Annotated in this window: 23 protein-coding genes and 1 pseudogene; 17 read left to right on the forward strand and 7 right to left on the reverse strand. The window is 67.8% G+C overall.

The features are described from left to right. The first annotated feature begins 63 nt into the window (after window positions 1-63). The 3 genes and pseudogenes from nrdR (at window position 64) to ACK59X_RS11690 (ending at window position 4,005) form a co-directional block, all read left to right on the forward strand. Window positions 64-513, forward strand: a pseudogene (gene nrdR / locus ACK59X_RS11680) (transcriptional regulator NrdR). Window positions 514-690: 177 nt separating this feature from the next. Next, window positions 691-1,581, forward strand: coding sequence for a DMT family transporter (locus ACK59X_RS11685; protein ID WP_409957487.1), 891 nt, complete (start codon window positions 691-693; stop codon window positions 1,579-1,581). A gap of 69 nt (window positions 1,582-1,650) precedes the next feature. Continuing rightward, a complete protein-coding gene (locus tag ACK59X_RS11690) occupies window positions 1,651-4,005 on the forward strand; it encodes a hypothetical protein (protein WP_409957488.1) in 2,355 nt (784 codons plus the stop codon). A gap of 779 nt (window positions 4,006-4,784) precedes the next feature. Here ACK59X_RS11690 and ACK59X_RS11695 read toward each other — a convergent pair. After that, window positions 4,785-5,231: a universal stress protein gene (locus ACK59X_RS11695; protein ID WP_409957489.1), complete on the reverse strand. Its 447-nt coding sequence runs from the start codon at window positions 5,229-5,231 to the stop codon at window positions 4,785-4,787. Between the two features lie 99 nt (window positions 5,232-5,330). Between ACK59X_RS11695 and ACK59X_RS11700 the strand changes: the two genes are divergently transcribed. The 10 genes from ACK59X_RS11700 to ACK59X_RS11745 all read left to right on the forward strand — a co-directional run bounded on the left by ACK59X_RS11700 (window position 5,331) and on the right by ACK59X_RS11745 (window position 14,491). Next, window positions 5,331-7,784, forward strand: a complete 2,454-nt coding sequence (locus ACK59X_RS11700) for a heavy metal translocating P-type ATPase (protein WP_409957490.1) — start codon at window positions 5,331-5,333, stop codon at window positions 7,782-7,784. Next, window positions 7,784-7,921, forward strand: a complete 138-nt coding sequence (gene ccoS, locus ACK59X_RS11705; RefSeq protein ID WP_007860012.1) for a cbb3-type cytochrome oxidase assembly protein CcoS — start codon at window positions 7,784-7,786, stop codon at window positions 7,919-7,921. Before ACK59X_RS11700 ends, ccoS begins: the two co-directional genes overlap by 1 nt. Window positions 7,922-7,983: 62 nt before the next feature. After that, on the forward strand, window positions 7,984-9,429 hold the full coding sequence (ccoN, locus tag ACK59X_RS11710; RefSeq protein ID WP_409957491.1) for a cytochrome-c oxidase, cbb3-type subunit I: 1,446 nt from the start codon (window positions 7,984-7,986) through the stop codon (window positions 9,427-9,429). Window positions 9,430-9,456: 27 nt separating this feature from the next. Continuing rightward, window positions 9,457-10,095, forward strand: a complete 639-nt coding sequence (ccoO, locus tag ACK59X_RS11715; protein ID WP_409957492.1) for a cytochrome-c oxidase, cbb3-type subunit II — start codon at window positions 9,457-9,459, stop codon at window positions 10,093-10,095. 10 nt (window positions 10,096-10,105) lie between these two features. Further along, window positions 10,106-10,243, forward strand: a complete 138-nt coding sequence (locus ACK59X_RS11720) for a cbb3-type cytochrome oxidase subunit 3 (RefSeq protein WP_409957493.1) — start codon at window positions 10,106-10,108, stop codon at window positions 10,241-10,243. A 57-nt stretch (window positions 10,244-10,300) separates the two neighbouring features. After that, on the forward strand, window positions 10,301-11,227 hold the full coding sequence (gene ccoP, locus ACK59X_RS11725; RefSeq protein WP_409957494.1) for a cytochrome-c oxidase, cbb3-type subunit III: 927 nt from the start codon (window positions 10,301-10,303) through the stop codon (window positions 11,225-11,227). Window positions 11,228-11,343: 116 nt separating this feature from the next. After that, the gene (gene ccoG / locus ACK59X_RS11730; protein ID WP_409957495.1) at window positions 11,344-12,804 is read left to right on the forward strand and encodes a cytochrome c oxidase accessory protein CcoG; all 1,461 of its coding nucleotides are present in this window, start codon (window positions 11,344-11,346) and stop codon (window positions 12,802-12,804) included. A gap of 46 nt (window positions 12,805-12,850) precedes the next feature. Then, window positions 12,851-13,135, forward strand: coding sequence for a FixH family protein (locus ACK59X_RS11735; protein WP_409957496.1), 285 nt, complete (start codon window positions 12,851-12,853; stop codon window positions 13,133-13,135). Window positions 13,136-13,295: 160 nt separating this feature from the next. Next, window positions 13,296-13,589, forward strand: coding sequence for a hypothetical protein (locus ACK59X_RS11740; protein ID WP_409957497.1), 294 nt, complete (start codon window positions 13,296-13,298; stop codon window positions 13,587-13,589). 131 nt (window positions 13,590-13,720) lie between these two features. After that, complete coding sequence (locus ACK59X_RS11745) at window positions 13,721-14,491, forward strand: helix-turn-helix transcriptional regulator (protein ID WP_409957498.1); 771 nt, start codon at window positions 13,721-13,723, stop codon at window positions 14,489-14,491. Window positions 14,492-14,583: 92 nt separating this feature from the next. Here the strand turns inward: ACK59X_RS11745 and ACK59X_RS11750 are convergent, their stop codons facing one another. From ACK59X_RS11750 to ACK59X_RS11760, 3 genes are all read right to left on the reverse strand, one after another. Then, entirely contained in the window at window positions 14,584-14,895 is a 312-nt protein-coding gene (locus ACK59X_RS11750; RefSeq protein WP_409957499.1) for a hypothetical protein, read from the reverse strand. A gap of 163 nt (window positions 14,896-15,058) precedes the next feature. Beyond that, window positions 15,059-16,054: an MBL fold metallo-hydrolase gene (locus ACK59X_RS11755; RefSeq protein WP_409957500.1), complete on the reverse strand. Its 996-nt coding sequence runs from the start codon at window positions 16,052-16,054 to the stop codon at window positions 15,059-15,061. 37 nt (window positions 16,055-16,091) lie between these two features. After that, window positions 16,092-16,775 carry a glutathione S-transferase family protein gene (locus ACK59X_RS11760; protein ID WP_409957501.1) on the reverse strand — a complete coding sequence of 228 codons (684 nt, stop codon included), beginning with the start codon at window positions 16,773-16,775 and terminating at the stop codon, window positions 16,092-16,094. 97 nt (window positions 16,776-16,872) lie between these two features. Between ACK59X_RS11760 and ACK59X_RS11765 the strand changes: the two genes are divergently transcribed. Continuing rightward, on the forward strand, window positions 16,873-17,817 hold the full coding sequence (locus ACK59X_RS11765; protein ID WP_409957502.1) for a LysR family transcriptional regulator: 945 nt from the start codon (window positions 16,873-16,875) through the stop codon (window positions 17,815-17,817). On the opposite strand, the gene iaaH is transcribed toward ACK59X_RS11765, so the two are convergent. From iaaH to ACK59X_RS11780, 3 genes are all read right to left on the reverse strand, one after another. Then, window positions 17,814-19,370, reverse strand: a complete 1,557-nt coding sequence (iaaH, locus tag ACK59X_RS11770) for an indoleacetamide hydrolase (protein ID WP_409957503.1) — start codon at window positions 19,368-19,370, stop codon at window positions 17,814-17,816. The two genes, ACK59X_RS11765 and iaaH, sit on opposite strands and share 4 nt — an antisense overlap. Before the next feature lie 109 nt (window positions 19,371-19,479). Further along, on the reverse strand, window positions 19,480-21,819 hold the full coding sequence (locus tag ACK59X_RS11775; protein ID WP_409957504.1) for a cytochrome P450/oxidoreductase: 2,340 nt from the start codon (window positions 21,817-21,819) through the stop codon (window positions 19,480-19,482). Window positions 21,820-21,874: 55 nt separating this feature from the next. After that, window positions 21,875-22,687, reverse strand: a complete 813-nt coding sequence (locus ACK59X_RS11780) for an IclR family transcriptional regulator (protein ID WP_409957505.1) — start codon at window positions 22,685-22,687, stop codon at window positions 21,875-21,877. 87 nt (window positions 22,688-22,774) lie between these two features. Here ACK59X_RS11780 and ACK59X_RS11785 point away from each other — a divergent pair, with 87 nt between their 5' ends. The 3 genes from ACK59X_RS11785 to ACK59X_RS11795 form a co-directional block, all read left to right on the forward strand. Beyond that, a complete protein-coding gene (locus ACK59X_RS11785; RefSeq protein ID WP_409957507.1) occupies window positions 22,775-23,758 on the forward strand; it encodes a Bug family tripartite tricarboxylate transporter substrate binding protein in 984 nt (327 codons plus the stop codon). 117 nt (window positions 23,759-23,875) lie between these two features. After that, entirely contained in the window at window positions 23,876-24,847 is a 972-nt protein-coding gene (locus tag ACK59X_RS11790; RefSeq protein WP_409957506.1) for an MBL fold metallo-hydrolase, read from the forward strand. Then, window positions 24,825-25,194 (forward strand): histidine phosphatase family protein (locus ACK59X_RS11795; RefSeq protein ID WP_409957508.1); only part of this gene is annotated, 370 nt, incomplete at its 3' end. The genes ACK59X_RS11790 and ACK59X_RS11795, both read left to right, overlap by 23 nt.

Consider the following 25,194-nt stretch of genomic DNA (forward strand, 5'->3'; position numbering starts at 1 on the left):
CCGCCGTGCGCGCCAAGGTCAATGCACTGACGGCACGCTTCCCGGTCTACGGCTGATCCGGACATGAAGTGCCCCTTCTGCAGCCACCAGGAAACGCAGGTCGTCGAGACCCGGGTGTCTGAAGACGGGGACTTCATCCGCCGCCGGCGCCAGTGCGGCGCCTGCGACAAGCGCTTCACCACCTACGAGCGGCCGGAAGTGAGCTTCCCGGCCATCGTGAAGAAGGACGGCCGACGCATCGAGTACGAGCGCGGCAAGCTGCTCGGCTCGTTCAACCTGGCGCTGCGCAAGCGCCCCGTGAGCACCACGCAGATCGACAGCGCCATCGAGCGCATCGAGGAAAAGCTGCTCAACCTGGGCCAGCGCGAAGTGCTCTCCAGCCGAATCGGCGAGTAGGTGATGCGCGAGCACAAGAAGCTCGACAAGATCGCCTACATCCGCTTTGCCAGCGTCTACCGCAGCTTCGAGGACATCGACGACTTCCGCGCCATGGTGGACGAGGTGCGCAAATAAGGCTGGCAAGTACCGCAAGGTCTAAAGCAGCTCCTGGTTCACCACTTGGTTACCGCCCTTGACCCATGACATAGGCGCGCCCCATGCCAGTGCCCCCGCGCAAGGGCCGCCCCGCCGCGCTGGGGGTGTGCCCCTGGGGGGAAGGCGCGAAGCGACTCAGGGGGGCACAATACTCCAGTGAAGACTCGCCACTTTTTGCAGCTGGTGCTGCTGTCTGCCCTGTGGGGCGCCTCCTTTCTTTTCATCCGTGTTGCGAGCCCCGTGCTCGGCCCCAATGTCATGGCGGCCCTGCGCATCGGGCTGGCCACGCTCACGCTGATGGCGCTGATGCGCCTGGCCGGTGAGCGCTGGCCTTGGCGCCACTGGCGCGAGCTGCTCGGCCTGGGCGCGCTCACGGTAGCCATCCCCTTCCTGCTGTACTCCTGGGCCGCGCTGCACCTGCCTGCGGGCTACAGCTCGCTGCTCAACACCATGGCCGTGCCTTTCAGCGTGATCGCAGCCGCCTGGCTCAAGGAGGACACGCTGAGCACGCGCAAATGGCTGGGCTGCATCTGCGGCTTTGCGGGCGTGGCGCTGATCGTGCAGCTGGGCCCGGTGGACCCGACACCGGCCCTCGTCATCGCGGCCGTAGCCTGCATGGTGGCCTCGGCCTGCTATGGCGTATCCACCCCCTGGATGAAGCGCGCCACCACGCGCATGCCGCCCTTGGCAATTGCCGCCGGCATCCACGGCACCGCCCTCGTCATGCTGCTGCCCGGTGCCGCCTGGAGCCTGCCCGAAGCGCGCTTCACGCCCGGCGCCCTGGCCGCGGTGGCAGTGATGGGCGTCGTCACCTCTGGGCTGGCCTACTGGCTCAACCTGCGTGTGCTCAGCCAGGTGTCGCCCGTGGCGGCCATGAGCAGCGCCTTCATGATCCCGCTGTTCGGCGTGGCCTGGGGCCATCTGTTCCTGGGCGAAGCGCTGGGCTCCGGCATGCTCTGGGGTGGCATGCTGGTGCTGGTGGCCACGGGGCTGGTCACGGGGTTCAATCCACTGCGATGGGTGGGGGCGGCTTTCTCGCGCTCGTAGGAACGCGCTGACAGGCCTGTTCGCCCGGGTCCGTGGCGTGACGGCACACCGGCTGCCCACAATCACCGCATGGACCAGCCGCCACACCCGATCAACGCCACCGCCGCCCTCCCCGTCCACCCTGCCCCGCTGCAGCCCGAGCAGCCCCCGCCCCAGCACGCCTGGCAGTTCTTTCGCGCCGGCGGCGTGGACCAGGTCATCATCCAGAGCGGCGAAGACATCGCCCATCTGGCGGAGCTGGACCAGAAGCTCTGGGTGGCCCTGGCCTGCCCCACGCGCGGCATCGAGTTCGACGAGCGCACGCTGGACCTGATCGACACCGACAAGGACGGCCGCATCCGCCCGCCTGAATTGCTGGAGGCCTGCGCCTGGGCCTGCGCCCGGCTGCACGATCCCGGTGAACTGGCCCGGCCCGGCGCCGCACTGGAGATCGAGGCCATCAACGACGGCACCGAAGAGGGCGCCGCGCTGGCCGCCGAGGCCCGGCGCCTGCTGTCCATGGCGGGCCGGCCCGAGGCCACCGCCATTGCGCTGGCCGACGTGGTCGAGCGCAGCAAGCAGCTCAGCGCAATGCGCTTCAACGGCGACGGCATCATCACCGCCGACACGGCGGGCGAGGACACAGTGGCACGCGAGGCCATCGGCCACATCGTCACCGTGCAGGGCAGCATTCCGCCCGCTACCGACAAGCAGTTGCCCGGCATCGACCGTGAGCGCGCCGAGGCCTTTTTCGCGGACCTGAACAAGCTCCGGGCCTGGGCCTCCAAGGCACGCGAGGCCACCACCGGTCTGGCCCTGGGCGAGCGCACGCTGGCCGCCACCGAGGCCATGAACGCTGTGGCCGCCAAGGTCGAGGACTTCTTTGCGCGCACGCGCCTGGCCACGTACGACCCGCGCGCCGCCACGGCGCTCAACCCCTCGCTGGAGGAATACAGCGCCATGTCCGGCAAGGACCTGGGCCTGGCCTCGCCCGCCATCACCGCCCTGCCCCTGGCCCCCATCACGCCCGGCGGCGCCCTGCCCCTCGCGCGCGGCGTGAACCCGGCCTGGGCCAAGGCCCTGCGCAACTTCCGCGAGCGCACGGTGGAGCCGCTGCTGGCCCGCAGCGAAGCCGAGAGCCTGACCCAGGACGAATGGCAACTGATCCAGAAGGCCCTGGCTCCCTGCCAGCAATGGCTGGCCGAACGCCCCGCCACCCGCCTGGATACCCTGGACGAAGAGGTGCGCGAGGCCCTGCTCGCGGGCGACGCCGAACAGCGCGTAATGGCGCTCATTGCCGAGGACGAGGCCGAGGAAGAGCACAACAAGCAGGCGCTGGACCTGGAGAAGCTGCTGCGCTTCAAGCAGGGGCTGCTGGAGCTGCTCAACAATTTCGTTTCGTTCTCGGCGTTTTACCAGCGCCGGGGGGCGATTTTCCAGGCCGGCACCCTGTACCTGGACGCGCGCAGCTGCGACCTGGTGGTGCAGGTGCCCGACGCGGCGCGCCACGCCAAGCTGGCCGGCCTGGCCAAGACCTACCTGGCGTACTGCGACTGCACGCGCAAGGGCCAGAAGATGGGCATCGTGGCGGCCTTCACCGCCGGCGACGTGGATTTCCTCTTCGTGGGCCGCAACGGCGTGTTCTACGACCGCGATGGCCACGACTGGGATGCCACCATCACCCGCATCATCGAGAACCCCACGAGCATCCGCCAGGCGTTCTTTTCGCCGTACAAGAAGTTCGTGCGCATGATCGAGGAACAGGTAGCCAAGCGCGTCTCGGCCAGCGATGCGCGCGCACAGAAGTCGCTGGGCACGGCCGCCAGCACCTTGGCCAGCAGCGATCTCAAGACCGTGGGCACCAACGCCAGCAGCGTGACCGTGCCCGGTACCCCGCGCCGCACCGACGTCGGCACGGTGGCCGCCATCGGCGTGGCGCTCGGCAGCATCAGCGCAGTGCTGGTGGGCATCTTCGGCAAGTTCGTGGCCCTGGGGGTCTGGATACCGCTGGCCCTCATCGGCATCGTGCTCGCGATCTCGGGGCCGAGCATGCTGATCGCCTGGCTCAAGCTGCGCCAGCGCAGCCTGGGGCCCATCCTGGATGCCAGCGGCTGGGCGATCAACGGGCGCATGCGGGTGAACACCCGGTTGGGAGGGTCCTTGTCGCAGACGGCCAAGGTACCGGTCAATGCGCGGCGCATGCTGGATGATCCGTTTGCGGAGTCGCGCAGTCCTGTGTGGGTGGCGCTGGGGGTGTTGGTGGCTGTTGTGGTGCTTGTGTTCTTGGCCTGGCGGGCGCATTGGCTGGATCGGTGGGTGCCGCGGGTGACGGTGACGCCGCCCGTGGCTGCGCCGGCAGCGGTGCCTGCGTCTGGGGCCAGTGGTGCTGCGGCTACTCCTGTGGTGGTGGGGCCGGCGGCTTCTGTGGCTGCGCCGGCTCGTTGAGTTTCGGGGCCTTTTCAGCTGCATGCCTTGGCTAAGGGCGGGAGCCGGGATGTGCGCCCGGCGGCGCAGTAACTTTCTCTTGGGCCGCCAAGAGAAAGTCACCAAAGAGAAGGCGGCCCTGCTGTCTGCGTCCCTTCGCTTCGCTGCGGGCAACCTGCGATGCTCGGATCTGGGGTGGGCGTCGATGAACTCACTGCGTTCCCCCTGCGGGTGAACTCCGTTCAAACAGCATCGACGAGCCAGACGACGAAGTGCATGTGTCCTTCGGCACATGCACCCACCCCAGCTCCTGCGCTTCTCGGCGCAGCCAGAAGGGGTGGGGAGCGGGGTCAAAACGGCTGCTGCTTCGCAGCCGCGCCGGGTGTCGGTTACGCGCTGCGCGCTGCCGACGAGCTGGGCGATCACTCTGGCGAGCCGAGCGCAGCGAAGGACCACAGGCCGAGCGAAGCAATGGCCCGTGTTGGTATCCACCCCCTCTGACCGTGCCGAGAAGCGCAGGGCCTGGGGTGAGCGCGTGCCGAAGGACACGCGCATCGTTGTCTGACTCACCGTGGATGTTTGAGCGAAGTTCACCCGCAGGGGGAACGCAGCGAGTTCCGCGGTGCACCCCAGGCACGAGCATCGCAGGTTGCCCGTAGCGAAGCGGAGGGACACGGGCAGCGGGGTCGCCTTTCTTTGGGGTACGTTTCTTTGGCGACACAAAGAAAGGTACCTCGGCCGCCGGGCCGAGACCCGGCTCCCGCCTTCTGCAAAGGCATGCGGCAACCACCAGCAACAAGCTATCTCAACACCAACACCGGAATGTGCGAATGAGTAAGCACATGCTGCGTTTCACTCCCCATCAACATCCTCTTCACCCCTTTGCGCCCATGCGAAGCCATCACGATCAAATCCGCCTTGTGCTTCTTCGCCGCAGCGATGATCGCCTCGGCCACCAGATCGGACTTGCTCACCACGGCCTTCACCGTGATGCCCCGGGCCTTGCCCCGCGCCTGCACGGCATCGACCAAAGCCTGCGCCGCATCATTCCACTGCTGCTCGATACGCTTCACATCGGCCAGCTCCACGGACACGCCGCCCTCGAAGTAACTGCGCGGATAGCGCGGCACGACCTTGATAGCGATGGCCGTGGCGCCGGACAGCTCCGCCAGTGCCAGGCCATGGTCCACGGCCTTCTCGGACAGGGTGGAGCCGTCAGTGGCGATCAGGATGCGTTGGTAGTACATGGTCGTCTCCTTGTAGATACCGCAAGCGTACGGACCATGATGTTCCTCGCCTTGATCCAGGTCAACCCGCCAACCCTGCTGCGGCGATAGGCTTGAGCCATGTCAAATGCCACCCCCATCTCCGCAGAGCCAGACGTGCCGGTGGGCCCCTGGCAGCAGCGGCAGGACCACCAAGCCGCGCTGCTCGACGACCCGCAGGAGTGGGCGTCGTTCGGCCGTCCATGCGCCGCAGGTGGCGCACCGGTCGAATGGCCGCCGGGCGCAGCCCCGCAGGACGCGCCGGCCTGGGAGTCGCATGTGGTGCTCTCGGGCATGCACTGTGCAGCCTGTGCCCTCACCATCGAAGAGGCGCTGCGCAGCGTGCGTGGCGTGCTGCAGGCCGATGTGAGTGCCACCACCCACCGCGCACGCGTGCTGTGGCAGCCCGCGCAGGTGCAGCCCTCGGGCTGGATGGCGGCCGTGGCCCGCGCTGGCTACCAGGCGCTGCCGGCGGTGGATGCGTTCGCGCGCACGGCGCGCCAGCAAGAGAGCCGGCGCGCGCTGTGGCGCTGGCTGGTGGCCGGCTTTTGCATGATGCAGGTGATGATGTACGCATGGCCCGCCTACGTGGCGCAGCCGGGCGACCTGTCGCAGGAGATGGAAACCCTGCTGCGCTGGGCCTCATGGGTCATCACGCTGCCGGTGGTGTGCTTTGCCTGCGGGCCTTTCTTCGCCAGCGCGCTGCGCGACGTGCGGCTGCGCCGCGTGAGCATGGACCTGCCCGTGGCGCTGGGCATGGCCATCACCTTTGCGGTGAGCACGGCGGGTACCTTCGACCCCGCGGGCATCTTCGGCAGGGAGGTGTTCTTCGACTCGCTCACCATGTTCGTGTTCTTTCTGCTCACTGGCCGCTGGCTGGAGCTGCGCTTGCGCGACCGCACGGCCGGCGCGCTGGAGGCGGTGATGAACCGCCTGCCCGACAGCGTGGAGCGGCGGGATGCCGACGCGGCTACCTTCACCCGCGTGGCCACACGCCGCCTGGCCGTGGGGGATGTCATCCGCGTGTTGCCGGGCGAGGCCTTTCCGGCCGACGGCCGCATCACCGAGGGCAACACCCAGGCCGACGAGGCGTTGCTTACGGGCGAGTCCACGCCCGTCGACCGACCCCTGGGCAGCCGCGTGGTGGCAGGCAGCTACAACCTGCAGGCACCCGTTCAAGTGCGTGTAGAGAGCGTGGGCGGCGACACGCGCTTTGCGCAGATCGTCGCGCTGATGGAAAGCGCATCGCTGCAAAAGCCCCGGCTGGCGCGACTGGCCGACCGCGTGGCGCGGCCCTTCCTCGCCGCCGTGCTGGTGGCAGCGGTGCTGGCCGCTGCGTACTGGTGGCCCAGCGATCCGGGCCATGCGCTCATGGTGGCGGTGGCGGTGCTCATCGTCACCTGCCCGTGTGCGCTGTCGCTGGCCACGCCGGTGGCCATGCTCACGGCCGCGGGCACGCTGGCGCGCCACGGCCTGCTGGTGCGCAACCTGCAGGGCCTGGAGGCGTTGGCCGCGGTGGACACCATTGTCTTTGACAAGACCGGCACGCTCACGCGCGATGGCATGGCGCTGCAGGCGGTGCACACAAGCATCGCCGGCCTGGCGCACAGCGATGCGCTGGCGCTGGCCGCCGCGCTGGCGCGCCAGTCGGTGCATCCGGCATCGCGCGCACTGTGCGCGGCGGCGCCTGCAGACGCGGGGCGGTGGGTCGCCACGCAGGTGGTCGAAGAGGCCGGCAGTGGCCTGACTGCATTTGTGACAGATGCCCAGGGTGCTGCAGCTCCGCGCAGGCTGCGCCTGGGCTCCGCGCGCCATGCGGGCGTGGGTGCGGGGGAGGAGGGCGCCCACGGCGCCGCGCTGCAGGTGGTGCTGTCCGAAGAGGTCGACGGGCAGGGCACGGCCGTGGAACTGGCACGCTTCACCCTGGCCGAGCAATTGCGGCCCGAGGCCCGCGCCGTGGTGCAGGCCCTGCAGCACGAAGGCGTGGCCGTGCACATGCTCTCCGGCGACCGCATGGCGTCGGTGCAGCGCGTGGCCGGGCAGGCCGGCATCGACCAGGCGCAGGGCGACTGCACGCCGGCCGGCAAGCTGGCCGCGCTGCAGATGCTGCAGTCCGAAGGGCGCCACGTGGCCATGGTGGGCGACGGGCTCAACGACGGGCCGGTGCTTGCAGGTGCCCACGTGTCCTTTGCCTTCGGCAGCGCGGTGCCGCTGGCGCGCGCGCAGGCCGACTTCGTGGTGCTGGGCGCCAGCCTGGCGCTGGTGCCCGAGGCCCTGCTGCTGGCGCGCAGAACCCTGCGCGTGGTGCGCCAGAACCTGTGGTGGGCCGCGCTGTACAACGCGCTGTGCGTGCCGCTGGCGGTGCTCGGCACCATGCCGGCCTGGCTGGCCGGGCTGGGCATGGCATTGAGTTCGCTGCTGGTGGTGCTCAACGCCTCGCGCCTGGCGCGCATGCCGGGTGAGAAGCTGATGGAGCCGGTGGGCACCCCGGCCCCTGCGCGAGGCCTTGCTCGCGCCGCGCTGGAGACCGTGTGATGGACATCCTGTACCTGCTGATCCCCCTGTCCGTGGTGCTGGTGCTGCTGATCCTGGCAGGCCTGTGGTGGGCCGTGTACCGCGGCCAGTTCGAGAGCGTGGAACAAGAGGGCGAGCGCATTCTCAGGAACGATTGACATGCGTCAATACCCTCCGGGCCCCTCTGCGGGAGACTCTTTACAACACAAAGAGGTGCCCGATGGATTCAACGCAAAACACAGCTGCAGCGCACTACAACGACACCGTCGTGCGGCAGTTTTCTATCATGGCAGTGGTATGGGGGGTGGTAGGGATGTTGGTCGGCGTCATCATCGCCGCCCAGCTGGCCTGGCCTGAACTCAACCTCGGCATTCCGTGGCTCAGCAACGGGCGCCTGCGGCCGCTGCACACCAATGCCGTCATCTTCGCCTTTGGCGGCTGCGCGCTGTTCGCCACCAGCTACTACGTGGTGCAGCGCACCTGCCAGGTGCGCCTGTTCGCGGGGCCGCTGGCGGCCTTCACCTTCTGGGGCTGGCAGCTGGTCATCGTGGCGGCGGCCATCAGCCTGCCGCTGGGCTACACCACGGGCAAGGAATACGCCGAGCTCGAATGGCCCATCGACATCCTGATCACGCTGGTGTGGGTGTCCTACGCCATCGTGTTCTTCGGCACGGTGGGCATGCGCAAGGTGCGCCACATCTACGTGGCCAACTGGTTCTTCGGCGCCTTCATCCTGGCCGTGGCCATCCTGCACCTGGTCAACAGTGCTGCGGTGCCTGCCGGCTGGATGAAGAGCTACTCGGCCTACGCTGGCGTGCAGGACGCCATGGTGCAGTGGTGGTACGGCCACAACGCGGTGGGCTTCTTCCTGACCGCGGGCTTCCTGGGGATGATGTACTACTTCATCCCCAAGCAGGCCGGCCGCCCGGTGTACAGCTACCGCCTGTCCATCGTGCACTTTTGGGCACTGATCTTCACCTACATGTGGGCCGGCCCGCACCACCTGCACTACACCGCGCTGCCCGACTGGACGCAATCGGTGGGCATGGTGTTCTCGCTGATCCTGCTGGCGCCCAGCTGGGGCGGCATGATCAACGGCGTGATGACCCTGTCGGGCGCCTGGCACAAGCTGCGCGACGACCCCATCCTGCGCTTTCTGATCGTGTCGCTGTCGTTCTACGGCATGTCCACTTTCGAGGGCCCGATGATGTCCATCAAGACCGTCAACGCCCTGAGCCACTACACCGACTGGACCGTGGGCCACGTGCACTCCGGCGCCCTTGGCTGGGTGGGCCTGATCTCCATGGGATCGCTGTACTACCTGGTGCCGCGCCTGTTCGGCCGCGACAAGATGTACTCGGTCAAGGCCATCGAGCTGCACTTCTGGATGGCCACCGTCGGCATCGTGCTGTACATCGCCGCGATGTGGATCGCCGGCGTGATGCAGGGCCTGATGTGGCGCGCAGTGAATCCCGACGGCACGCTCACCTACACCTTCGTCGAGAGCGTCAAGGCCACCTATCCCTTCTACGTGGTGCGCCTGCTGGGCGGCCTGCTGTACCTGGGCGGCATGGTGGTCATGGCCTGGAACACCTGGGCCACCGCCATCGCCGGCCGTTCGGTCCGGGTGGCCATTCCCGCAGTGCACGCTGCTGCCCACGCATGAGCGGCCCGTACGGAGAGATTTTCAATCATGTCGGACAACACGCATCCCGCGACCACCGTCACCGGCTTCAGCCACGAAAAGGTGGAGACCAACAACTTCCTGATGATCGTGCTGATTCTGCTGGTGATCGCCGTGGGCGGCCTGGTGGAGATCGTGCCCCTGTTCTTCCAGAAGTCCACCACCGAGGCCGTCAAGGGCGTGGAGCCCTACACCGCCACGCAGTTGATCGGGCGCGACGTGTACATCCGCGAGGGCTGCTACAACTGCCACTCGCAGATGATCCGCCCCTTCCGCGCCGAGACGCTGCGCTACGGCCACTACTCGGTGGCCGGTGAATTCGTCTACGACCACCCCTTCCAGTGGGGCAGCAAGCGCACCGGCCCCGACCTGCACCGCGTGGGCGGCAAGTACAGCGACGAGTGGCACCGCATCCACCTGAACAACCCGCGCGATGTGGTGCCCGAGTCGAACATGCCCGCCTACCCCTGGCTGGAGAAGACACCCGTCGACCCCGCCGTGGCCGCGCCCCGCATGAAGGCCCTGCGCACCGTGGGCGTGCCCTACACCGACGCACAGATCGCCGACGCGGCCGCCGAGCTCAAGGGCAAGACCGAGATGGACGCCTTGGTGGCCTACCTGCAGGTCATGGGCCGCGCGCTCAAGTAAGGAGTTTGAAATGGATATCACCACCATGCGCATCGTTGCCACGCTGGCCTCGCTGGCCTGCTTTGTCGGCATCTGGATCTGGGCCTACCTGGGCAGCAACAAGGACCGTTTCGACGAAGCGGGCCGCGTGCCCTTCGAGCACGAGTGAATGGCCGCATCCGCCACACGCACAACAACGACAACAACATGAACGAGAGAGCACCCCATGAGTGACTTCACCAGCAATTTCTGGTCGGTCTTCGTGACCGCCGTGACCCTGGGCGGCATCATCGCCTGCGGTCTGCTGCTGTGGATGGCCGGCCGCAAGAAGGTCATGGCCAACGCAGACAACACCACCGGCCACGTCTGGGACGAGGACCTGGTGGAGATGAACAACCCCTTGCCGCGCTGGTGGGTGTGGCTGTTCGTCATCACCATCGTCTTCGGCCTGGCCTACCTGGCTGCCTACCCGGGCCTGGGCACTTTCGCCGGCAAGCTCGGCTGGACCCAGCTGGGCGAGTACCAGAACGAGATGGACAAGGCCAAGGCCGAGCTGGCCCCCTTGTATGCGCGCTTTGCCGACATGAAGCCCGAGGACATGGCGCGCGACCCGCAGGCCCATGCCATCGGCGAGCGCCTGTTCATGAACAACTGCGCGCAGTGCCACGGCTCGGATGCACGCGGCAGCAAGGGCTTTCCCAACCTGGCCGACGGCGACTGGCTGCACGGCGGCACGCCCGACAAGATCCGCGAGACCATCGCACAGGGCCGTACCGGCGTGATGCCGCCCATGGCGGCGGCCGTGGGCTCGCCGGAGGACGTGCGCAATGTCTCGCACTATGTGCTGAGCCTGTCGGGCAGCCCGCACGACTCGCTGCGCGCCTCGCTGGGCAAGTCCAAGTTCGGTGCCTGCGCCGCGTGCCATGGCATGGACGGCAAGGGCAATCAGGCCCTGGGTGCCCCCAACCTGACGGACGACGTATGGCTGCACGGCTGGGGCGAGGCCGCCATCACCGCCATGGTCAACAACGGCAAGACCAACCAGATGCCGGCCCAGGCCGAGAAGCTGACGGATGCCCAGATCAAGGTGCTGGGCTCCTACGTGTGGAGCTTGTCCAACAACGGGTCCGCGCCCGCCGCCGCTGCGCAATGAGGCGCTGAAAACCGCGCCCCTGGCCCTGCCGCCACGGCGGGCCGAGGGCGCACCAGGCCGGCCGCATGCCCCGAACGGGCAGAGCGAAAGGCCATCCCCTTTCGAGAACCGATGCCATGAAGCCACCCAGCGGGCCTGCCCGCAAGGTCATTCCCATCACCCCGGTTGCCGCAGCCCCCGGCGGCTGCACCACCGATGCAGCGGCCGAAGTGGTGTCGCTGTACGAAGCACAAAAGAAGATCTACCCGCGCAGCATCAGCGGCACCTTTGCCCGCTGGCGCTGGGCCATGGTGGCCCTCACCCAACTGGTGTTCTATGCCGTGCCCTGGCTGCAATGGGGCGAGCGGCAGATGGTGCTGTTCGACCTGGGCGCGCGGCGCTTTTATCTGTTCGGGTTCGTGCTGTACCCGCAGGATTTCATCTACCTCACCGGCCTGCTCATCGTCAGCGCGATGTCGCTGTTCCTGTTCACCACGGTGGCGGGGCGCCTGTGGTGCGGCTTTGCCTGCCCGCAGACGGTGTATACCGAGATGTTCATGTGGATCGAGCACAAGGTGGAGGGCGAGCGCAGCGCCCGCCTGCGCCTGGATGCCGGGCCCTGGACCTGGGAGAAGGTCCGCAAGAAGACCACCAAACAGGCCCTGTGGCTGGGCCTGGCGCTGTGGACGGGGTTCACCTTCGTGGGCTACTTCGTGCCCATCCGCGCGCTGGGTGCCGAGTTGCTGGCGCTGCAGGGCAGCTGGCAGATCTTCTGGGTGCTGTTCTACGGCTTTGCCACCTATGGCAACGCGGGCTACATGCGCGAGCAGGTGTGCAAGTACATGTGCCCGTATGCACGCTTTCAGAGCGCCATGTTCGACCGGGACACCCTGGTCGTCAGCTACGACATTGCGCGTGGCGAACCCCGGGGCCCGCGCAGCAAGACCGTGGACTACAAGGCCAAGGGCCTGGGCGACTGCATCGACTGCACGCTGTGCGTGCAGGTCTGCCCCGTGGGCATCGACATCCGCAACGGCCTGCAGTACGAGTGCATCGGCTGCGGCCTGTGCGTGGACGCCTGCAACACCGTGATGGACAAGGTGCACTACCGGCGGGGGCTGATCCGCTTCTCCACCCAGAACGCCGTGGCAGTCCGCTGGGATGGTGCGCAGATGCTGAGGCGCGTGCTGCGCCCTCGCGTGCTCATCTACAGCGCCATCCTGCTGGCGCTGTGTGCGGGGCTGGCCGCCAGCCTGATGCTGCGCACGCCTTTCAAGGTCGATGTGGTGCGCGACCGCGCCGCGCTTTCGCGCATCGTCGCGGGCGGCCAGCTGGAGAACATCTACCGCCTGCAGATCATGAACGCCACCGAGGCCGGCCAGCGCTACCGCATCGGTGCGCGCGGGCTCGACGGCCTGGCCGTGGCGTCCGAGGCCGAGGTGGACATTGGCGCCGCCGAGTCCCGCTGGGTCGCCGTGCGCCTGCAGATCCCCTACGGATCGGCTGCGCCCGGCTCGCACCCCGTGCAGTTCGAGATCGAGGCCCTGGGCGGCGGCGGCCATGTCACCGAGAAGTCGGTGTTCCTGGTGCCACGCTGACCGGGCCTTCCAGCCCGACGACCCCATTTTTTTCAGGAGCCATCACATGCCATCCCCCTCCGTCGCCGCATCGTCCGTGGCCGTCTCGTCTGCCCCCTGGTGGAAGTTCGGCCATGTCTGGCTGGTCATCTCCGGCCCGGCCATCGTCGTCGTGGCGGGCTTTGCCACCTTGTGGCTGGCCATCGCCCGCCCCGACCCCGTGGTGGCCGAGGACTACTACCGCCAGGGCATCGAGATCAACAAGACGCTGGAGGACAACCCCAGCAGCCTGGCCCCCGCCATGAAGGCCCGCAACCATGCGGCCACACCCGAGCAGGACAGGCCGCGCTGAAAGCGGCGCAGCCTCCAAACAACGAAACACCCAACGAGCAAAGCGGTTTTGAATTCGATCGGATAACTAGGCGGGGAGCCGCAGACAGTGCTGTAGCACGGCAAGGCTCCCCAACGACGTTAGCCGATTGAAGGCAAAACCGTAACAAGGAGACAAACCCATGAGACTGCAGCGCTTGATGTGGATTGCCTGGCCCGCCTTTCTGATGGCGGGTGTGCTGGAGATGCTGGTCTTCGCCTTCGTGGACCCGCAGGACATGCACTGGTTCGGCGACCAACCCCTGGCCTTGTCCCGCGAGGGTGTCTACACCGTCGCCTTCTTTGCATTCTGGCTGATCACGATGGCATCGAGCGCGCTCACCACACTGCTGGCCATGTCGCCGTTCGAGGTCAACCGCTGCCCGGTGCCGGTGACGGAGCGGCCTGCGGACTGCGCCCGGCATCACCAGCCCTGAGTGGACGGCGACAGGTGGAGGAAGGCAGGGAAAACCGGGAGGACAAGGGCTGGCACGGCTCTTGAATGCACCAGGGGATCTGCCTACAGTAGCGGGCGGGCCATCCCGGTCCGCAGCCCGCCCCCGCCGCCATGTACCTGAGCCAAGCCCGCGTCGAGAAACTGTCCCGCCTGATGGGCCGGCTGGAGGCGGCCGACCTGCCCGCCAGTGCACCGCTGCGTCTGGCCGTGGGCCAGGACCTGCTGGACCTGTTGCAGGCCGACCACTTTGCCTCCTACACCTGGGACGATGCCGCCCAGCGCTTTGGCGACCGCGCTGCCATCCACATGGACGACGCCAACCTGCAGGCCTACGAGCAGTACTACCAGTACCGCGACCCCATCACCCACCAACTGCGCCAGCGCCGCGCGCCCACCCTGGTCACGCAGATCCTGCCTCAGCAGGAGCTGATGAAGACCGAGTTCTTCAACGACTTTTTGGCCCGCGACGGCCTGCACCACGGCGTGAACCTGTTTGCCTGGGACGGTGAGCGCAATCTGGGTGACCTGCGCATCTGGCGGGGCCGCCAGCGCGGGCCGTTCGACAGGGATACGCTGGACCTGCTGCGGCTGGTGCAGCCGGCATTCACCGGGGCGCTGCGGCGGCTGCGTGATCGCACGGCGGAAATGGCAGCGGTCGCAACTTTGACTGCATCACCTGACCCGTGGCAAGGCCTCAATGGCCGCGCCCGCGAGATCGCCCAGGCCCTGTGCGCCGGCTGGCCCGACAAGAAGATCGCGGCCGAGCTGGGGATTGGCTACTCGACGGTGCGCACGCATGTGGATGGGCTGTTCGAGCGGTTTGGGGTGCATAACCGGACGGAGTTGGTGCGGCGCCTGTTGGGGGTGGGGCGGCCGCACTAAAGCGACTCTGGCCAAGTCCTGCGTTTCTCGCCCTTCGAGACCTTGCGCATTACCCCGGCCGCCGACCCATCGGCGGAATTGGCTGTGGAAGGTTAATCAGCAGTGTCCTTCTCTTTGTCACGTGCCGCTTCCTGGCGTGGCATTGCGGACGGGTCGTGGAGTGCTTGCGTCCCAGACGGGATAGGGCCGAACATCATTACGATGAATCCGGCGGGTATCGATAGAAAAGCAAGCCACGGAATGCTGAGTATGGCCATGGCGATGGGGCCATACCACATTGCGTTCTTGCAGTTCACCGCATGCGCTGATGGTTCACAGCCGGCCAGCCACCATAGGGGCCACAGGAAAAATGGAACGGCAATAGGGGCCAGCGCGATGATTAAGCCCCAACGAAAATTGGACATGGACACCCCATTGGAGCGAGTAGGTTGTCATGTCCCACCCGCTGTTTGCAAAGTGCCATGTTAGAGCCATGACCAAGGTCTGTGGTATCCCTCTAACGGGGGCTTTCTCCGCAAGCCTTGCCAGCGCGAGCACAGCACTCAATCCCTGCGACATCGCCTTTTTTTACTCCCCTGCCCGATACCGGTAGTCCACCGGCACGAACGCGTACTTCCCCTTGCCCTCATCGCGCAGGTAGCCTACCCCGGGGTACGGAATATGCGCCGCAGCCACCATGCGCCGTTCCTTCGCCAGCCGCGCGAACTGCTGCTTGCGTTGTGCCTTGGCGTCGTGGTGCACCACGTCGTAGACGATGGTCACATCCGGCCGGGGCATCTGCACCGATTGCACATGCAGGATGTCGCCGATGAACTCCATCGCCTCGCCGCCCTTGCCCTGCAGCACGAAGAAGGCGTGGCCGGGCGTGTGGCCCGGGGTGGGGCGCGAGCGGATGCCGGGCACGATCTCCACCGCGCCGGTAAAGGGGCGCACCTGGCCTGACTTCACATACGGCCCGAGGGCGGTGGTGCCCTGCTGGAAGTAGGCCTTGTCGTAGCCGCGCACGCCTTGCTGGTTGCCGGGGGCGAGGAAGAAATCGACGTCGGCCTTGCCCACGTGGATGGTGGCGTTGGGGAACACGCGCTCGCCTTGGGCATCCACCAGCCCGCCGCTGTGATCGGTGTGGATGTGGGTGATCAGCACGTCCTGGATCTGGCCGGGCTCCACGCCCACGGCCTTCAGGCTGGCCACCAGCTTGCCACCGGCACCGGGGCCGAAGAAGGCGCCCGCGCCGGTATCGACCAGCACCAGCCGGTCGCCCGCGTAGACCAGGTAGGCATTGATCGAGGCCTCCACCGGGTTGGCGAGGAAGCCGCGCGCGAGCAGTTGGTCGGTCTGCGCGGGCTTCAGGTGCAGCAGGGCGTGCAGGTCCTGGGGCACGGTGCCATCGGACAGAGCCACCACCTGCACGCCGCCTACGCTGAAGCGGTAGAAGCCGGCCTGCTGTGTGGCAGGAGGTGTGCTGGCGGGCGCCGCAGGCGCGGCGGCCTGGGCGATGGCCAAAACGGGGCCGAGCAGCGATGCGGCAACGGCCAGGGAAATGAAGGAGCGGCGAATCGTCATGGTCTTGAACAGGTGAGGGGTGAAATACCGGTAGGGGTCAGGCCACACGGCCATGCGGAAACAGCTGAGCTTTGGCATCGGCATCGAGCTCGGCCTTGAAGGCGTGTTTCGTGGCCAGCGCCATGGCAGCGATGGCGGCGGGCCGGGCATTGAGTTCGTCGAAGTGGTGCTTGACGTTGGGAAACTTCGCCCACGCCGCATCGCCCATCAGGTAGGCCAGGCCGCCGCACCAGCCCCAGAGCGACATGTCGACGATGCTGTAGTGCTCATCGCCCAGTACGTAGCGGCGCGTGGCCAGCCGTGCATCGAACAGGGCCCAGTGGCGCTCGGCCTCGAAGAGGTAGCGGTGCAGCGCATACTGCTTGGGCTCGGGTGCGTAGTGGGTGAAGTGCACGGCCTGGCCGGTGAAGGGGCCCAGGCCCGTGGCGGCCAGCATCAGCCACGAGAGCATGTCGGCACGGCCTGCGGCACCGGGCGCACCGAGAAAGCGCCCTGTCTTCTCGGTCAGGTGCAGCAGTATGGCCGCGCTGTCGAACACCACCGCATCGCCATCGACCAGGGCCGGCACCTTGCCGTTGGGGTTGATGGCGCGGTAGGCGGCGCTGTGCTGCTCGCCCTTCGAGGTATCGACGGGCACCATCTGGTAGGGCAGGCCCAGTTCCTCCAGCAGCAGCGCGACCTTGCGCGGGTTAGGGGTGGGGTGGTAATAAAATTGGATCATCTGAAGCTCACAGTCAGTGCAGTGGAAAGGTGCGCAACGATAGGGCGCGCAGGCACCGCAGCGTGAGTCGGAATTGCCGATAGGAGGTATAGGCACCATGGATATCCGGCGTTCCGATCTGCCGCTGTTGATCTCGCTCGATGCGCTGCTTGATGAGCTCAACGTCACGCGCGCGGCGCGGCGCCTGAACATCAGCCAGCCCAGCCTGTCGGGCCAGTTGGCCAAGCTGCGCGACCTGTTCGAAGACCCTCTGCTCGTGCCCGCCGAGAACGGCCGCGGCATGGTGCCCACGCACCGTGCGCTGGAGTTGAAACCCCGGCTCAGCGAGGCACTCAACCAGCTGCGCGGCGCGGTGGAGCTGGGCGACAGCTTCGACCCCGCCACCGCGCGCCGCGCTTTCGTGATCGCAGCCAACGACAGCGTGTTCAGCATCCTCGGCCTGGCGGCGCTGGGCCGCATCGTGGGCATCGGCAACCCGGAGCTGCGCGTGAGCTTCGTGCCCGCAGCCGACTCCGGGCTGGTGGAGCGCATGGCGCGCGGCGAGGTGGACCTGTACCTGGGCGACGTGGGCAAGGTGCCGGGCGCGCTCAAGTCGCGCTTTCTGATGGGCGACCGCTTCGAGATGGCGCAGCGCATCGGCCACCCGCGCGGCAAGGTGGCCGCCACGCTCGACGAATACTGTGGCCTCTCGCATGTGCTGGTCTCGCAGGTGGGCCACCCGCACAGCCAGATCGACGATCTGCTTGCGGCCCTGTCACGCAGCCGGCGGGTGGTGGTCACCGTGCCCAGCTACAACCAGGTGGCCCTGGTGCTCACGCACACCGACTGCGTGGCCACGCTGCCCAGCCACCTGCTGCGCCGCTACGCGCAGATCCTGGAGATACTGCCCGCGCCGTTCGAGATACCGCCGTTCAACCTGGCCATGGCCTGGCATGCCCGCGCGCAGGCCGATGCGGGCCACCGCTGGCTGCGCGCGCTGTTCGTCACGGCCGTGGCAGAGCAGGCGGGTGAAGCAGCGGTGCTCTCGCCAGCGCAGGACTAGATCCTGGGCGCCGGCGGGCTGCCCAGCACTTTCTCGATTTCCAGGCCAATGGCCAGCAACCAGCGGTCGCTGCCCACCGGGCCGTCAAGCTCCAGCCCCACGGGCAGGCCCGCGCTGGTCAGGCCCGCCGGCACCGAGAGGCCCGGGATGCCGGCATTGCTGCCCGGGTCGGTGTTGCGGATGAAGGTGGCGAACGTATCCGCATCCGCGCCGCCGTTGACCTTGACGGTGGACGAGCCCTTGGCCCGGTCCATGGGCACGGCGGGCAGCGGCGTGGTCGGGAACAGCAGGGCATCGAAATTTCCCTGCGCGAAGGTGCTGGCATACAGCGCCTGCAGCTGCGGGCGGTGCACGGCCATGGCCTCGGGGTAGGCGGCGCCGAAGGCATCGGCCTTGATCGCACCGAAGGCACCCTGCACATCGGGGCTGGCGACCTTCGTCGCCACCTCGGCCACCGTCTTCACGGGTGCGTTGTTGGCCGCCAGGTAGGCGGGCAGATCGGCCACGGGCTCGTGCAGCGCGATCTGGAAGGACATCTTCTCGTTGAGCGGCAGCAACTGCGCCATGTCCACTTCCACCAGTGTGGCGCCGGCCGCACGCAGCTTGGCCAGCGCAGCGTTCACCACCGTGGCCAGCGATGCATCGAGCCCCGACCACAGCGGCCGCGGCAGGCCCAGGCGCACACGCGCCAGGGGCATGGCGGGCAGGCTGGCATCGCCGGTGATCACCGCGTCGAGCAAGGCCACGTCGGCCACGGTGCGGCCCATGGGGCCCACGGTATCGCGTGTGTGGCTGATGGGCACCACGGCCAGCGGGTCGTGGTAGCGGCGCTCGGCCCCGCCGTTGCCCACCGAGGGGCGCAGGCCCACGATGCCGCACAGGGCGGCGGGCACGCGGGTGGATCCGCCCGTGTCCGTGCCCAGGCCGGCCGCCACCATGCGCGCGGCAATGGCCGCCGCCGTGCCGCCCGACGAGACTGCGGGGATGCGCGTGGGGTCGTACGGGTTGCCCACGGCGCCAGCGAACGGCGAAAAATTGGTGCTGGTGATGCCAAAGGCCAACTCGTGCAGGTTGGCCTTGCCCAGCACGATGGCACCCGCATCGATCAGCTTTTGCAGCGAGGGGGCCGTGCGCGGCGGCTTGAAGCCCTGCAGAGCGGGCGTGCCGCCGGTGGTGGGCAGGTCGGCCGTGTTGATGTTGTCCTTGGCCACGATCACCAGGCCCGCCAGCGGGCCGAGCGCGGCGCCCGAGGCGCGCGCCGCGTCGATGCGCCGCGCGGCGGCCAGGGCGCCGGCTTCGTCGAGGGTGATGAGGGCGTTGAGCGACTGCAGCGCCTTGGCGCGCGCCACCAGCGCGGCCACATAGTCCACGGCCAAAAGCCGCCCGCTCTTGATCTGCGCAATGGCCTGGGCAGAAGTCAGCTGGGTCAGGTCCGACGGCGTGGATGCGGTGCTTGCACACGCGGCCAGCCAGGCCGGGGCGGTGAGGACACCGGCCAGCGCGCCGGTGCGTTGCAGAAACCGGCGGCGGGGCTCGGTCGAAAGGTGGCTCATGAAGGCGCTCCTGAAGGTCGAAACTGGGAGCCTTCAGGTTATCGGCGCCTGGCCGGGTGCGGTATCCCCAGGATTGAGGAGGCGGGCCCCAAACGGGACCAGCCTTGCCTCACAGGAACAGAACGACGCGCTCCCCTGCCGCCCGCGAGCAGCAGGCCATCATGCGCTGGTTGGCCTGGCGCTCGGTCTTGGTGAGCACCTTGTCGCGGTGGTCGATGTCGCCACTGGCCACCTGCACCTCGCAGGCGCCGCACAGGCCCTCGCCGCAATCGCAGGGCACGTCCACCCCGGCGGCCTGCAGTGCCTGCAGCAGGGTCTGGTGGCGCGGCACCTCGATGGTGAGGCCCGAGTCCTTGAGCTCGGCGACGAAGGCGTGCTCCTTGGTGGGGTCGAGCGCTGCGTTGTCGGTGCTGAAGTGCTCGAAGCGCAGCACGCTCTCGGGCCACCGCTCGGCCAGGGTTTCCAGTTCGGCGATCAGGCGGTCGGGCCCGCAGGCATACACCCGGGTGGCGCCGTCCACATGTTGGAGCAGGGCGGGGAGGTCCATGCGAGCGCCTTCGGCCTTGACGTGCAGGGTGGCGTGGCCCGCATGGACCTTGAGCACGCGCGCAAGCAGCGCCATGTTCTGGCGCGATCGGCCCGCGTAGTGCAGCTCGTACGACAGGCCCAGGGCCTTGAGCCGGTCCGCCATGGCCAGGATGGGCGTGATGCCGATGCCTGCGGCCAGCAGCACGTGGTGAGCGCCCGCTTCGTCGATGCGAAACAGGTTCTTCGGTCCGGCCAGCTGCAGTTCATCGCCCGGCTGCAGGGTGTCGCAGAAGTGCCGCGAGCCGCCGCGCCCGCCTTCCTCGCGCTGCACCACGATCTCGTAGCAGCCCGGGTGCGCACCCGCGCCGCACAGCGAGTACTTGCGGCGGTGGCCGCCGGCGCTCAGGTCGATGTGCGAGCCTGCCGTCCACGTGGGCAGCGGCGTGGTGCCGGCGGCAGCCAGCACGAAGCGGTAGAGGCCCTCGCCCTCGGCGATCTTGTCCTTGACGACCACCGCGCGGGCAATGCCATCCTTGGGTGGCGGGCCGATCTGGAACTTGGCCAGCACGGCCTGTGCCTTGTCCGCCTGGCGCTCGGGGTTCTGCATGGGGTCCCACTGCACCCACAGCGCCGAGGGCCCGCGGAACGAGGTGTTCGACAGGAAATCGAACTGCTGCCCCTCCACCAGCCGGATGTGCGGCAGTCGGCGCACGAACTCTTCGAGGAAGATGCGCATCTGCATGCGCCCGATGTTCTTGCCCATGCACTGGTGCGCGCCGTAGCCGAAGGTGAGGTGCTCGACGGCGTTTTCGCGGTGCAGGTCCACCCGGTCCGGGTCCTCGAAGTGGCTGGCGTCGGCGTTGGCCGATGCCTGGAACAGCAGCAGCTTGCCGCCCTGGGGGATCGCCACGCCGCCGACCACGGTGTCGCGCGTGGCCATGCGCCGCCAGGCGATGATGGAGCCGGCCACGCGCAGGCACTCCTCCACCGCATTGGGGATCAGCGCGGGTTGTGCGCAGATCTCCTCCCAGGCGTGGCGGTGCGACAGCAGGGTCATGAAGGCATTGGCCGTGGCGTTGGACGTGGTCTCGTGCGCGGCGGCCAGAATCGCCATCATCATCGAGCGCAGGTAGGACTCGGTCACGATGTCCGGGTGCGCGTGGTGCTGGCGGATCGAGTCGTACATCCAGCCCTGGCCCTCGGGCTGGGCCATCATGGTGTCCAGGATGCCCTGGGCGGTCTGCCAGAAGCGGCCCACGTTATGGGCGATCTCCAGCTGCTCCTGCGCCGTGGGCCGGCCCCAGGTGTTCAGGGTGTGCGCCACCGCGAAGTTGCGCAACTGCTCGGCCCCTTCGTCCGGTACGCCGAGGAAGTGCAGCGCGATGGTCAGCGGAATCTCGTAGAACATCTCCGCCACCAGGTCCGCGCGGCCCTTGTCGACAAAGCGGTCCATGTACTGGCGCGCCAGATCGCGGATGGGCTGCTCGTAGTCCATCAGCCGCTCGGGCATGAAAGCGTCCATCAGCAGGCGCCGGCGTGCCATGTGGTCGGGCTCGTCCTCGTTGACCATGGTGCGGTTCATCGCGAAGCCATAGCTCTTGAGGATGGCCATCACCTCGTCGGTGGCGGGCGTGATCTTTTCGAGCGCGACCGAGGGCGAGAACAGGAGGTTGTCGCGGAACACCGCCTTCACGTCCTCGTAGCGCGTCACCACCCAGTAGCCCAGCTCGGGGCTGTAGAAGACCGGCTCCTCCTCGCGCGCCCAGCGCACCACCTCGGCCGGGTTCTGCTGGTAGCTGGGGGCAAACGGGTCGAATGCCGCCGCGCGCGCGCTCACCGGGCAACCCGTGGGGCTTTTGAGGGCGGCGGCCATCGCCGCATGGTCGACCGGGCAGCGGGAGGCGTTGGCGGGGGTAGTCATCGTGAATCTCCTTTTGCGTAAATGTATTACGCAATATAGTTGCAAAGATTCGGGTTTACCCTGGGTTGCCTTGGTAGCCCATGGCCCGGCTGATCAGCCGCGCCTCCTGCAGCAAGGCGGGGCAGATGGCGCCATCGGGCCGCAGGTCGAAACCGCCCGTGGCCCCCAGCGTGGTCAGGCAGGCGCAGACGTTGCCGGTGGCGTCGAAGACCGGCGCGGCGAGTGCGCTGATGCCCTTGAGCAGCGAGTCATTGGCCATGGCCCAGCCCCTCGCGCGCACCTGCTGGCGCAGTTGCTCCACCGGCCGCGTGCCGTCGAGCTGTGCACGGCGCTCGGCAGACGCCTCGGCCAGCTCCTGCTCGGCCATGTCGATCACCAGCCGGTCGTTGGAGAAACCCAGGAACACCCGGCCTGTGGCCGACCACAGCGTGGAGAGCACAGAGCCCGCGCGGATGTTCACCGTCACGGGCAAAGTGGGCTCTTCCATGCGCAGCACGGTGGCGCCCTTGTTGCCCATCACCGCCAGGAAGGCCGTCACCTCCAACGCTTGGCGCAGCCTCTGCAGCGACGCTTCGCCCAGGCGGATCGGGTCGCACTGGCGCAGGGCGGCCAGGCCGATGGCAATCGACTCCTGCGCCAGGTAGTAGTGCTGGTTGGTGGGCGACTGCTCGACAAAGCCCTGCTGGCACAGGCTGGCCAGGTAGCGGTGCACCTTGGCGGGGCTCTCGTCGACCTCGGCGGCGGTCGCGGTCAGGCTGGCGGCGCCGCCCAGGCGGGTCAGCGCCTTCAGGACGCTCAAGCCCATTTCTGCCGACTGGACGCGCTGGCGGCGGTCGGCCACCCGGACGGTGGAGGAAGGTGTGTTCATGCTTGGAAACCTAGGGTAAACGCTGCCCCGTGGCATTACGCATAGCGGAGTAACATCACGCAGATATTAAACCTGCGAGGTATGGAAATGTTGAAGAATCGACGCTTGATTGCCGGAATGCTGGCCTTGCCGGCGCTGCTGGCATGGGCTGCCCCGGCCAACGCGCAAACTGCCTACCCGGCCAAGGCCATCCGCTGGCTGGTGCCGTACCCGGCGGGCGGCGGCTCCGATTTTCTTGCGCGCACGGTGGGGCAGCAACTGTCGACGCAGGTTGGCCAGCCGGTGCTGATCGACAACAAGCCCGGTGGCAACACGGCGATTGCCGCCGTCGAGACGGGCCGCTCCACGCCCGATGGCTACACCATCCTGTCGGCCGACAACGGCACCATGGTGTTCAACCCCGCGCTGTACAGCAAGCTCACCTACAACCCCAGCAAGGACCTGGTACCGGTGACGCTGATGGGCAGGTTCCCGATGATCCTGGTGGTCAACCCGGGTGCCGACTTCAAGGACGCCAAGGACTTCGTCGCCAAGGCCAAGGCCAAGCCCGGCGCCATGAGCTTCGGCTCGGCAGGCGCGGGCAGCCCGCACCACCTGGCGATGGAGCTATTGAAGGTCGATGCCGGCCTGTTCATGACCCACATCCCCTACCGCGGCGCTGCGCCCGCGCTCACGGACCTGGCCGGCGGGCAGATCCCCGCCATGATGGTCGACCTGGCCGCCGGTGGCGCCTTCATCAAGGCTGGCAAGGTGCGTCCGCTGGCCGTGGCCAGCGCCAAGCGGCTGCCGCAACTGCCCGACGTGCCGACCTTCGCCGAACTGGGCTTCAAGAATGTCGAGGCGTCTGCCCAGGTGGGCATCGTCGCGCCCGCAGGCACACCTGCGGACGTGGTGGCCTCGCTGCAAAAGCAGGTGGCTGCGGCCATCAACCAGCCCGCGGTCAAGCAAAAGCTGGTGGACTTCGGCATCGAGCCCGTGGCCAGCACGCCGGCCCAGTATGCAGACCTGATCCGGACCGAGACGGACCGGTGGCACAAGCTGATCAAGGCGCAGCGCATCACCCTGGACTGAACCCCGCTCCTGGCAAGACCCCATGGCCCCTACTGGTTTGCACCGGGTCTGGTGCCATCGTGCCACTCCCCGTTACAGTTGAAAACCCATCAGTTCAACTCAATACCGGAGAGTTTCATGCTGTCACGTCGCCATTTCCTGGGTGCTGGGCTTGCCGCCCCTGCCTTGTACGCTGCGGGTTCGTTCGTGCCCGTGTGGGCGCAGAACGCGCCCAACTTCGGTACGCCCACCCTGCCCAACCCCGGCTTTCGGCGCACGAAGGTGGGCGATGTGGAGGTGGTGGCGCTGGTCGATGGCATCACGCGCCGCCCGCTGGGCGAGGAGTTCGTGAAAAACGCGCCGCTGGCCGAAGTGCGCGCGCTGCTCACCTCGCAGGGCCTGCCCACGGACTACATCGACGTGCCCTACACCCCCTTCCTGGTGGTGGCAGGCGGGCGCAAAATCCTGATCGACACGGGCCTGGGCGAGTTCGGCGGGCCTACCACCGGCAAGCTGCTGGAGAGCCTGGCCGCTGCAGGCCTGAAGGCCGATGACATCGACACCGTGCTCATCAGCCACTACCACGGCGACCACATCAACGGCATTCGCAACAAGGCGGGCGCGCTGACCTTCCCCAAGGCCAAGGTGCTGGTGCCGGCTGCCGAGCATGCCTTCTGGATGGACGATGCCCGCATGGCGGCTGCCCCTGCAGGCATGAAGGGCGCCTTCGAGAACGTGCGCCGCACTTTTGCAACCATGCCGGCCGACACGCTGGTGCAGTTCGGCGCGGGCACCGAAGTGGCGCCGGGCATCCAGTCCGTGGCGGCCTACGGGCACACGCCGGGCCACACCCTGTTCGAGCTCAAGTCCGCCGGCCAGAACTTCTTTTACGTGGCCGACCTGACCAATGTGCCGGCCCTGTTCGCACGCAACCCCGACTGGGCCGTGACCTTCGACATGGATGCCGAGGCCGCGCGCAAGGTGCGGCGCGAGGTGTTCCAGCGCATTACCGCCAGCAATGCCATGCTGGGGGGCTTCCACTTCCCGTTCCCGGCATTCGGGCGCATGGCTGCATCGGGCAATGGCTATGCCTTCCAGCCCGCAGCCTGAGGCGGTGGTTGGCCGGCGCGCCCTGCTGGGCGCAGGGCTGGCGTGGACCACGCTGCATGCCTGGGCCGCCCAGGACACCGAGGCCGAGGCCCTGCTGCGCAAGGGCGGGGTGGTGGCCGCATTCCGCCATGCGCTGGCGCCCGGCACCTTCGATCCACCGGGGTTTCGCCTAGGCGACTGCAGCACGCAGCGCAACCTCAGCGAAGAGGGGCGCGAGCAGGCGCGGCGCACCGGGGCGTGGTTCAAGGAGCGCCAGCTGCAGCCGGCCAAGGTGCTTTCGAGCCCGTGGTGCCGCTGCATCGACAGTGCCACGCTGGCATTCGCCGCGCCCCAGGTGTGGCCCGCGC

This window comes from Acidovorax sp., assembly GCF_046339755.1.
Taxonomy (GTDB): domain Bacteria; phylum Pseudomonadota; class Gammaproteobacteria; order Burkholderiales; family Burkholderiaceae_C; genus Acidovorax.

Excerpts from the sequence above, each read along its gene's own strand:
- ACK59X_RS11750 (WP_409957499.1), bottom strand. The coding sequence starts at position 14,895 with ATGTCCAATTTTCGTTGGGGCTTAATCATCGCGCTGGCCCCTATTGCC.
- ccoO (WP_409957492.1), top strand. The coding sequence starts at position 9,457 with ATGTCGGACAACACGCATCCCGCGACCACCGTCACCGGCTTCAGCCAC.
- ACK59X_RS11695 (WP_409957489.1), bottom strand. The coding sequence starts at position 5,231 with ATGTACTACCAACGCATCCTGATCGCCACTGACGGCTCCACCCTGTCC.
- ccoN (WP_409957491.1), top strand. The coding sequence starts at position 7,984 with ATGGATTCAACGCAAAACACAGCTGCAGCGCACTACAACGACACCGTC.
- ccoP (WP_409957494.1), top strand. The coding sequence starts at position 10,301 with ATGAGTGACTTCACCAGCAATTTCTGGTCGGTCTTCGTGACCGCCGTG.
- ACK59X_RS11755 (WP_409957500.1), bottom strand. The coding sequence starts at position 16,054 with ATGACGATTCGCCGCTCCTTCATTTCCCTGGCCGTTGCCGCATCGCTG.
- ACK59X_RS11700 (WP_409957490.1), top strand. The coding sequence starts at position 5,331 with ATGTCAAATGCCACCCCCATCTCCGCAGAGCCAGACGTGCCGGTGGGC.
- ACK59X_RS11740 (WP_409957497.1), top strand. The coding sequence starts at position 13,296 with ATGAGACTGCAGCGCTTGATGTGGATTGCCTGGCCCGCCTTTCTGATG.
- ACK59X_RS11745 (WP_409957498.1), top strand. The coding sequence starts at position 13,721 with ATGTACCTGAGCCAAGCCCGCGTCGAGAAACTGTCCCGCCTGATGGGC.
- ACK59X_RS11760 (WP_409957501.1), bottom strand. The coding sequence starts at position 16,775 with ATGATCCAATTTTATTACCACCCCACCCCTAACCCGCGCAAGGTCGCG.
- ACK59X_RS11785 (WP_409957507.1), top strand. The coding sequence starts at position 22,775 with ATGTTGAAGAATCGACGCTTGATTGCCGGAATGCTGGCCTTGCCGGCG.
- ACK59X_RS11765 (WP_409957502.1), top strand. The coding sequence starts at position 16,873 with ATGGATATCCGGCGTTCCGATCTGCCGCTGTTGATCTCGCTCGATGCG.
- ACK59X_RS11775 (WP_409957504.1), bottom strand. The coding sequence starts at position 21,819 with ATGACTACCCCCGCCAACGCCTCCCGCTGCCCGGTCGACCATGCGGCG.
- iaaH (WP_409957503.1), bottom strand. The coding sequence starts at position 19,370 with ATGAGCCACCTTTCGACCGAGCCCCGCCGCCGGTTTCTGCAACGCACC.
- ACK59X_RS11690 (WP_409957488.1), top strand. The coding sequence starts at position 1,651 with ATGGACCAGCCGCCACACCCGATCAACGCCACCGCCGCCCTCCCCGTC.
- ACK59X_RS11790 (WP_409957506.1), top strand. The coding sequence starts at position 23,876 with ATGCTGTCACGTCGCCATTTCCTGGGTGCTGGGCTTGCCGCCCCTGCC.
- ACK59X_RS11735 (WP_409957496.1), top strand. The coding sequence starts at position 12,851 with ATGCCATCCCCCTCCGTCGCCGCATCGTCCGTGGCCGTCTCGTCTGCC.
- ACK59X_RS11720 (WP_409957493.1), top strand. The coding sequence starts at position 10,106 with ATGGATATCACCACCATGCGCATCGTTGCCACGCTGGCCTCGCTGGCC.
- ccoS (WP_007860012.1), top strand. The coding sequence starts at position 7,784 with ATGGACATCCTGTACCTGCTGATCCCCCTGTCCGTGGTGCTGGTGCTG.
- ccoG (WP_409957495.1), top strand. The coding sequence starts at position 11,344 with ATGAAGCCACCCAGCGGGCCTGCCCGCAAGGTCATTCCCATCACCCCG.
- ACK59X_RS11780 (WP_409957505.1), bottom strand. The coding sequence starts at position 22,687 with ATGAACACACCTTCCTCCACCGTCCGGGTGGCCGACCGCCGCCAGCGC.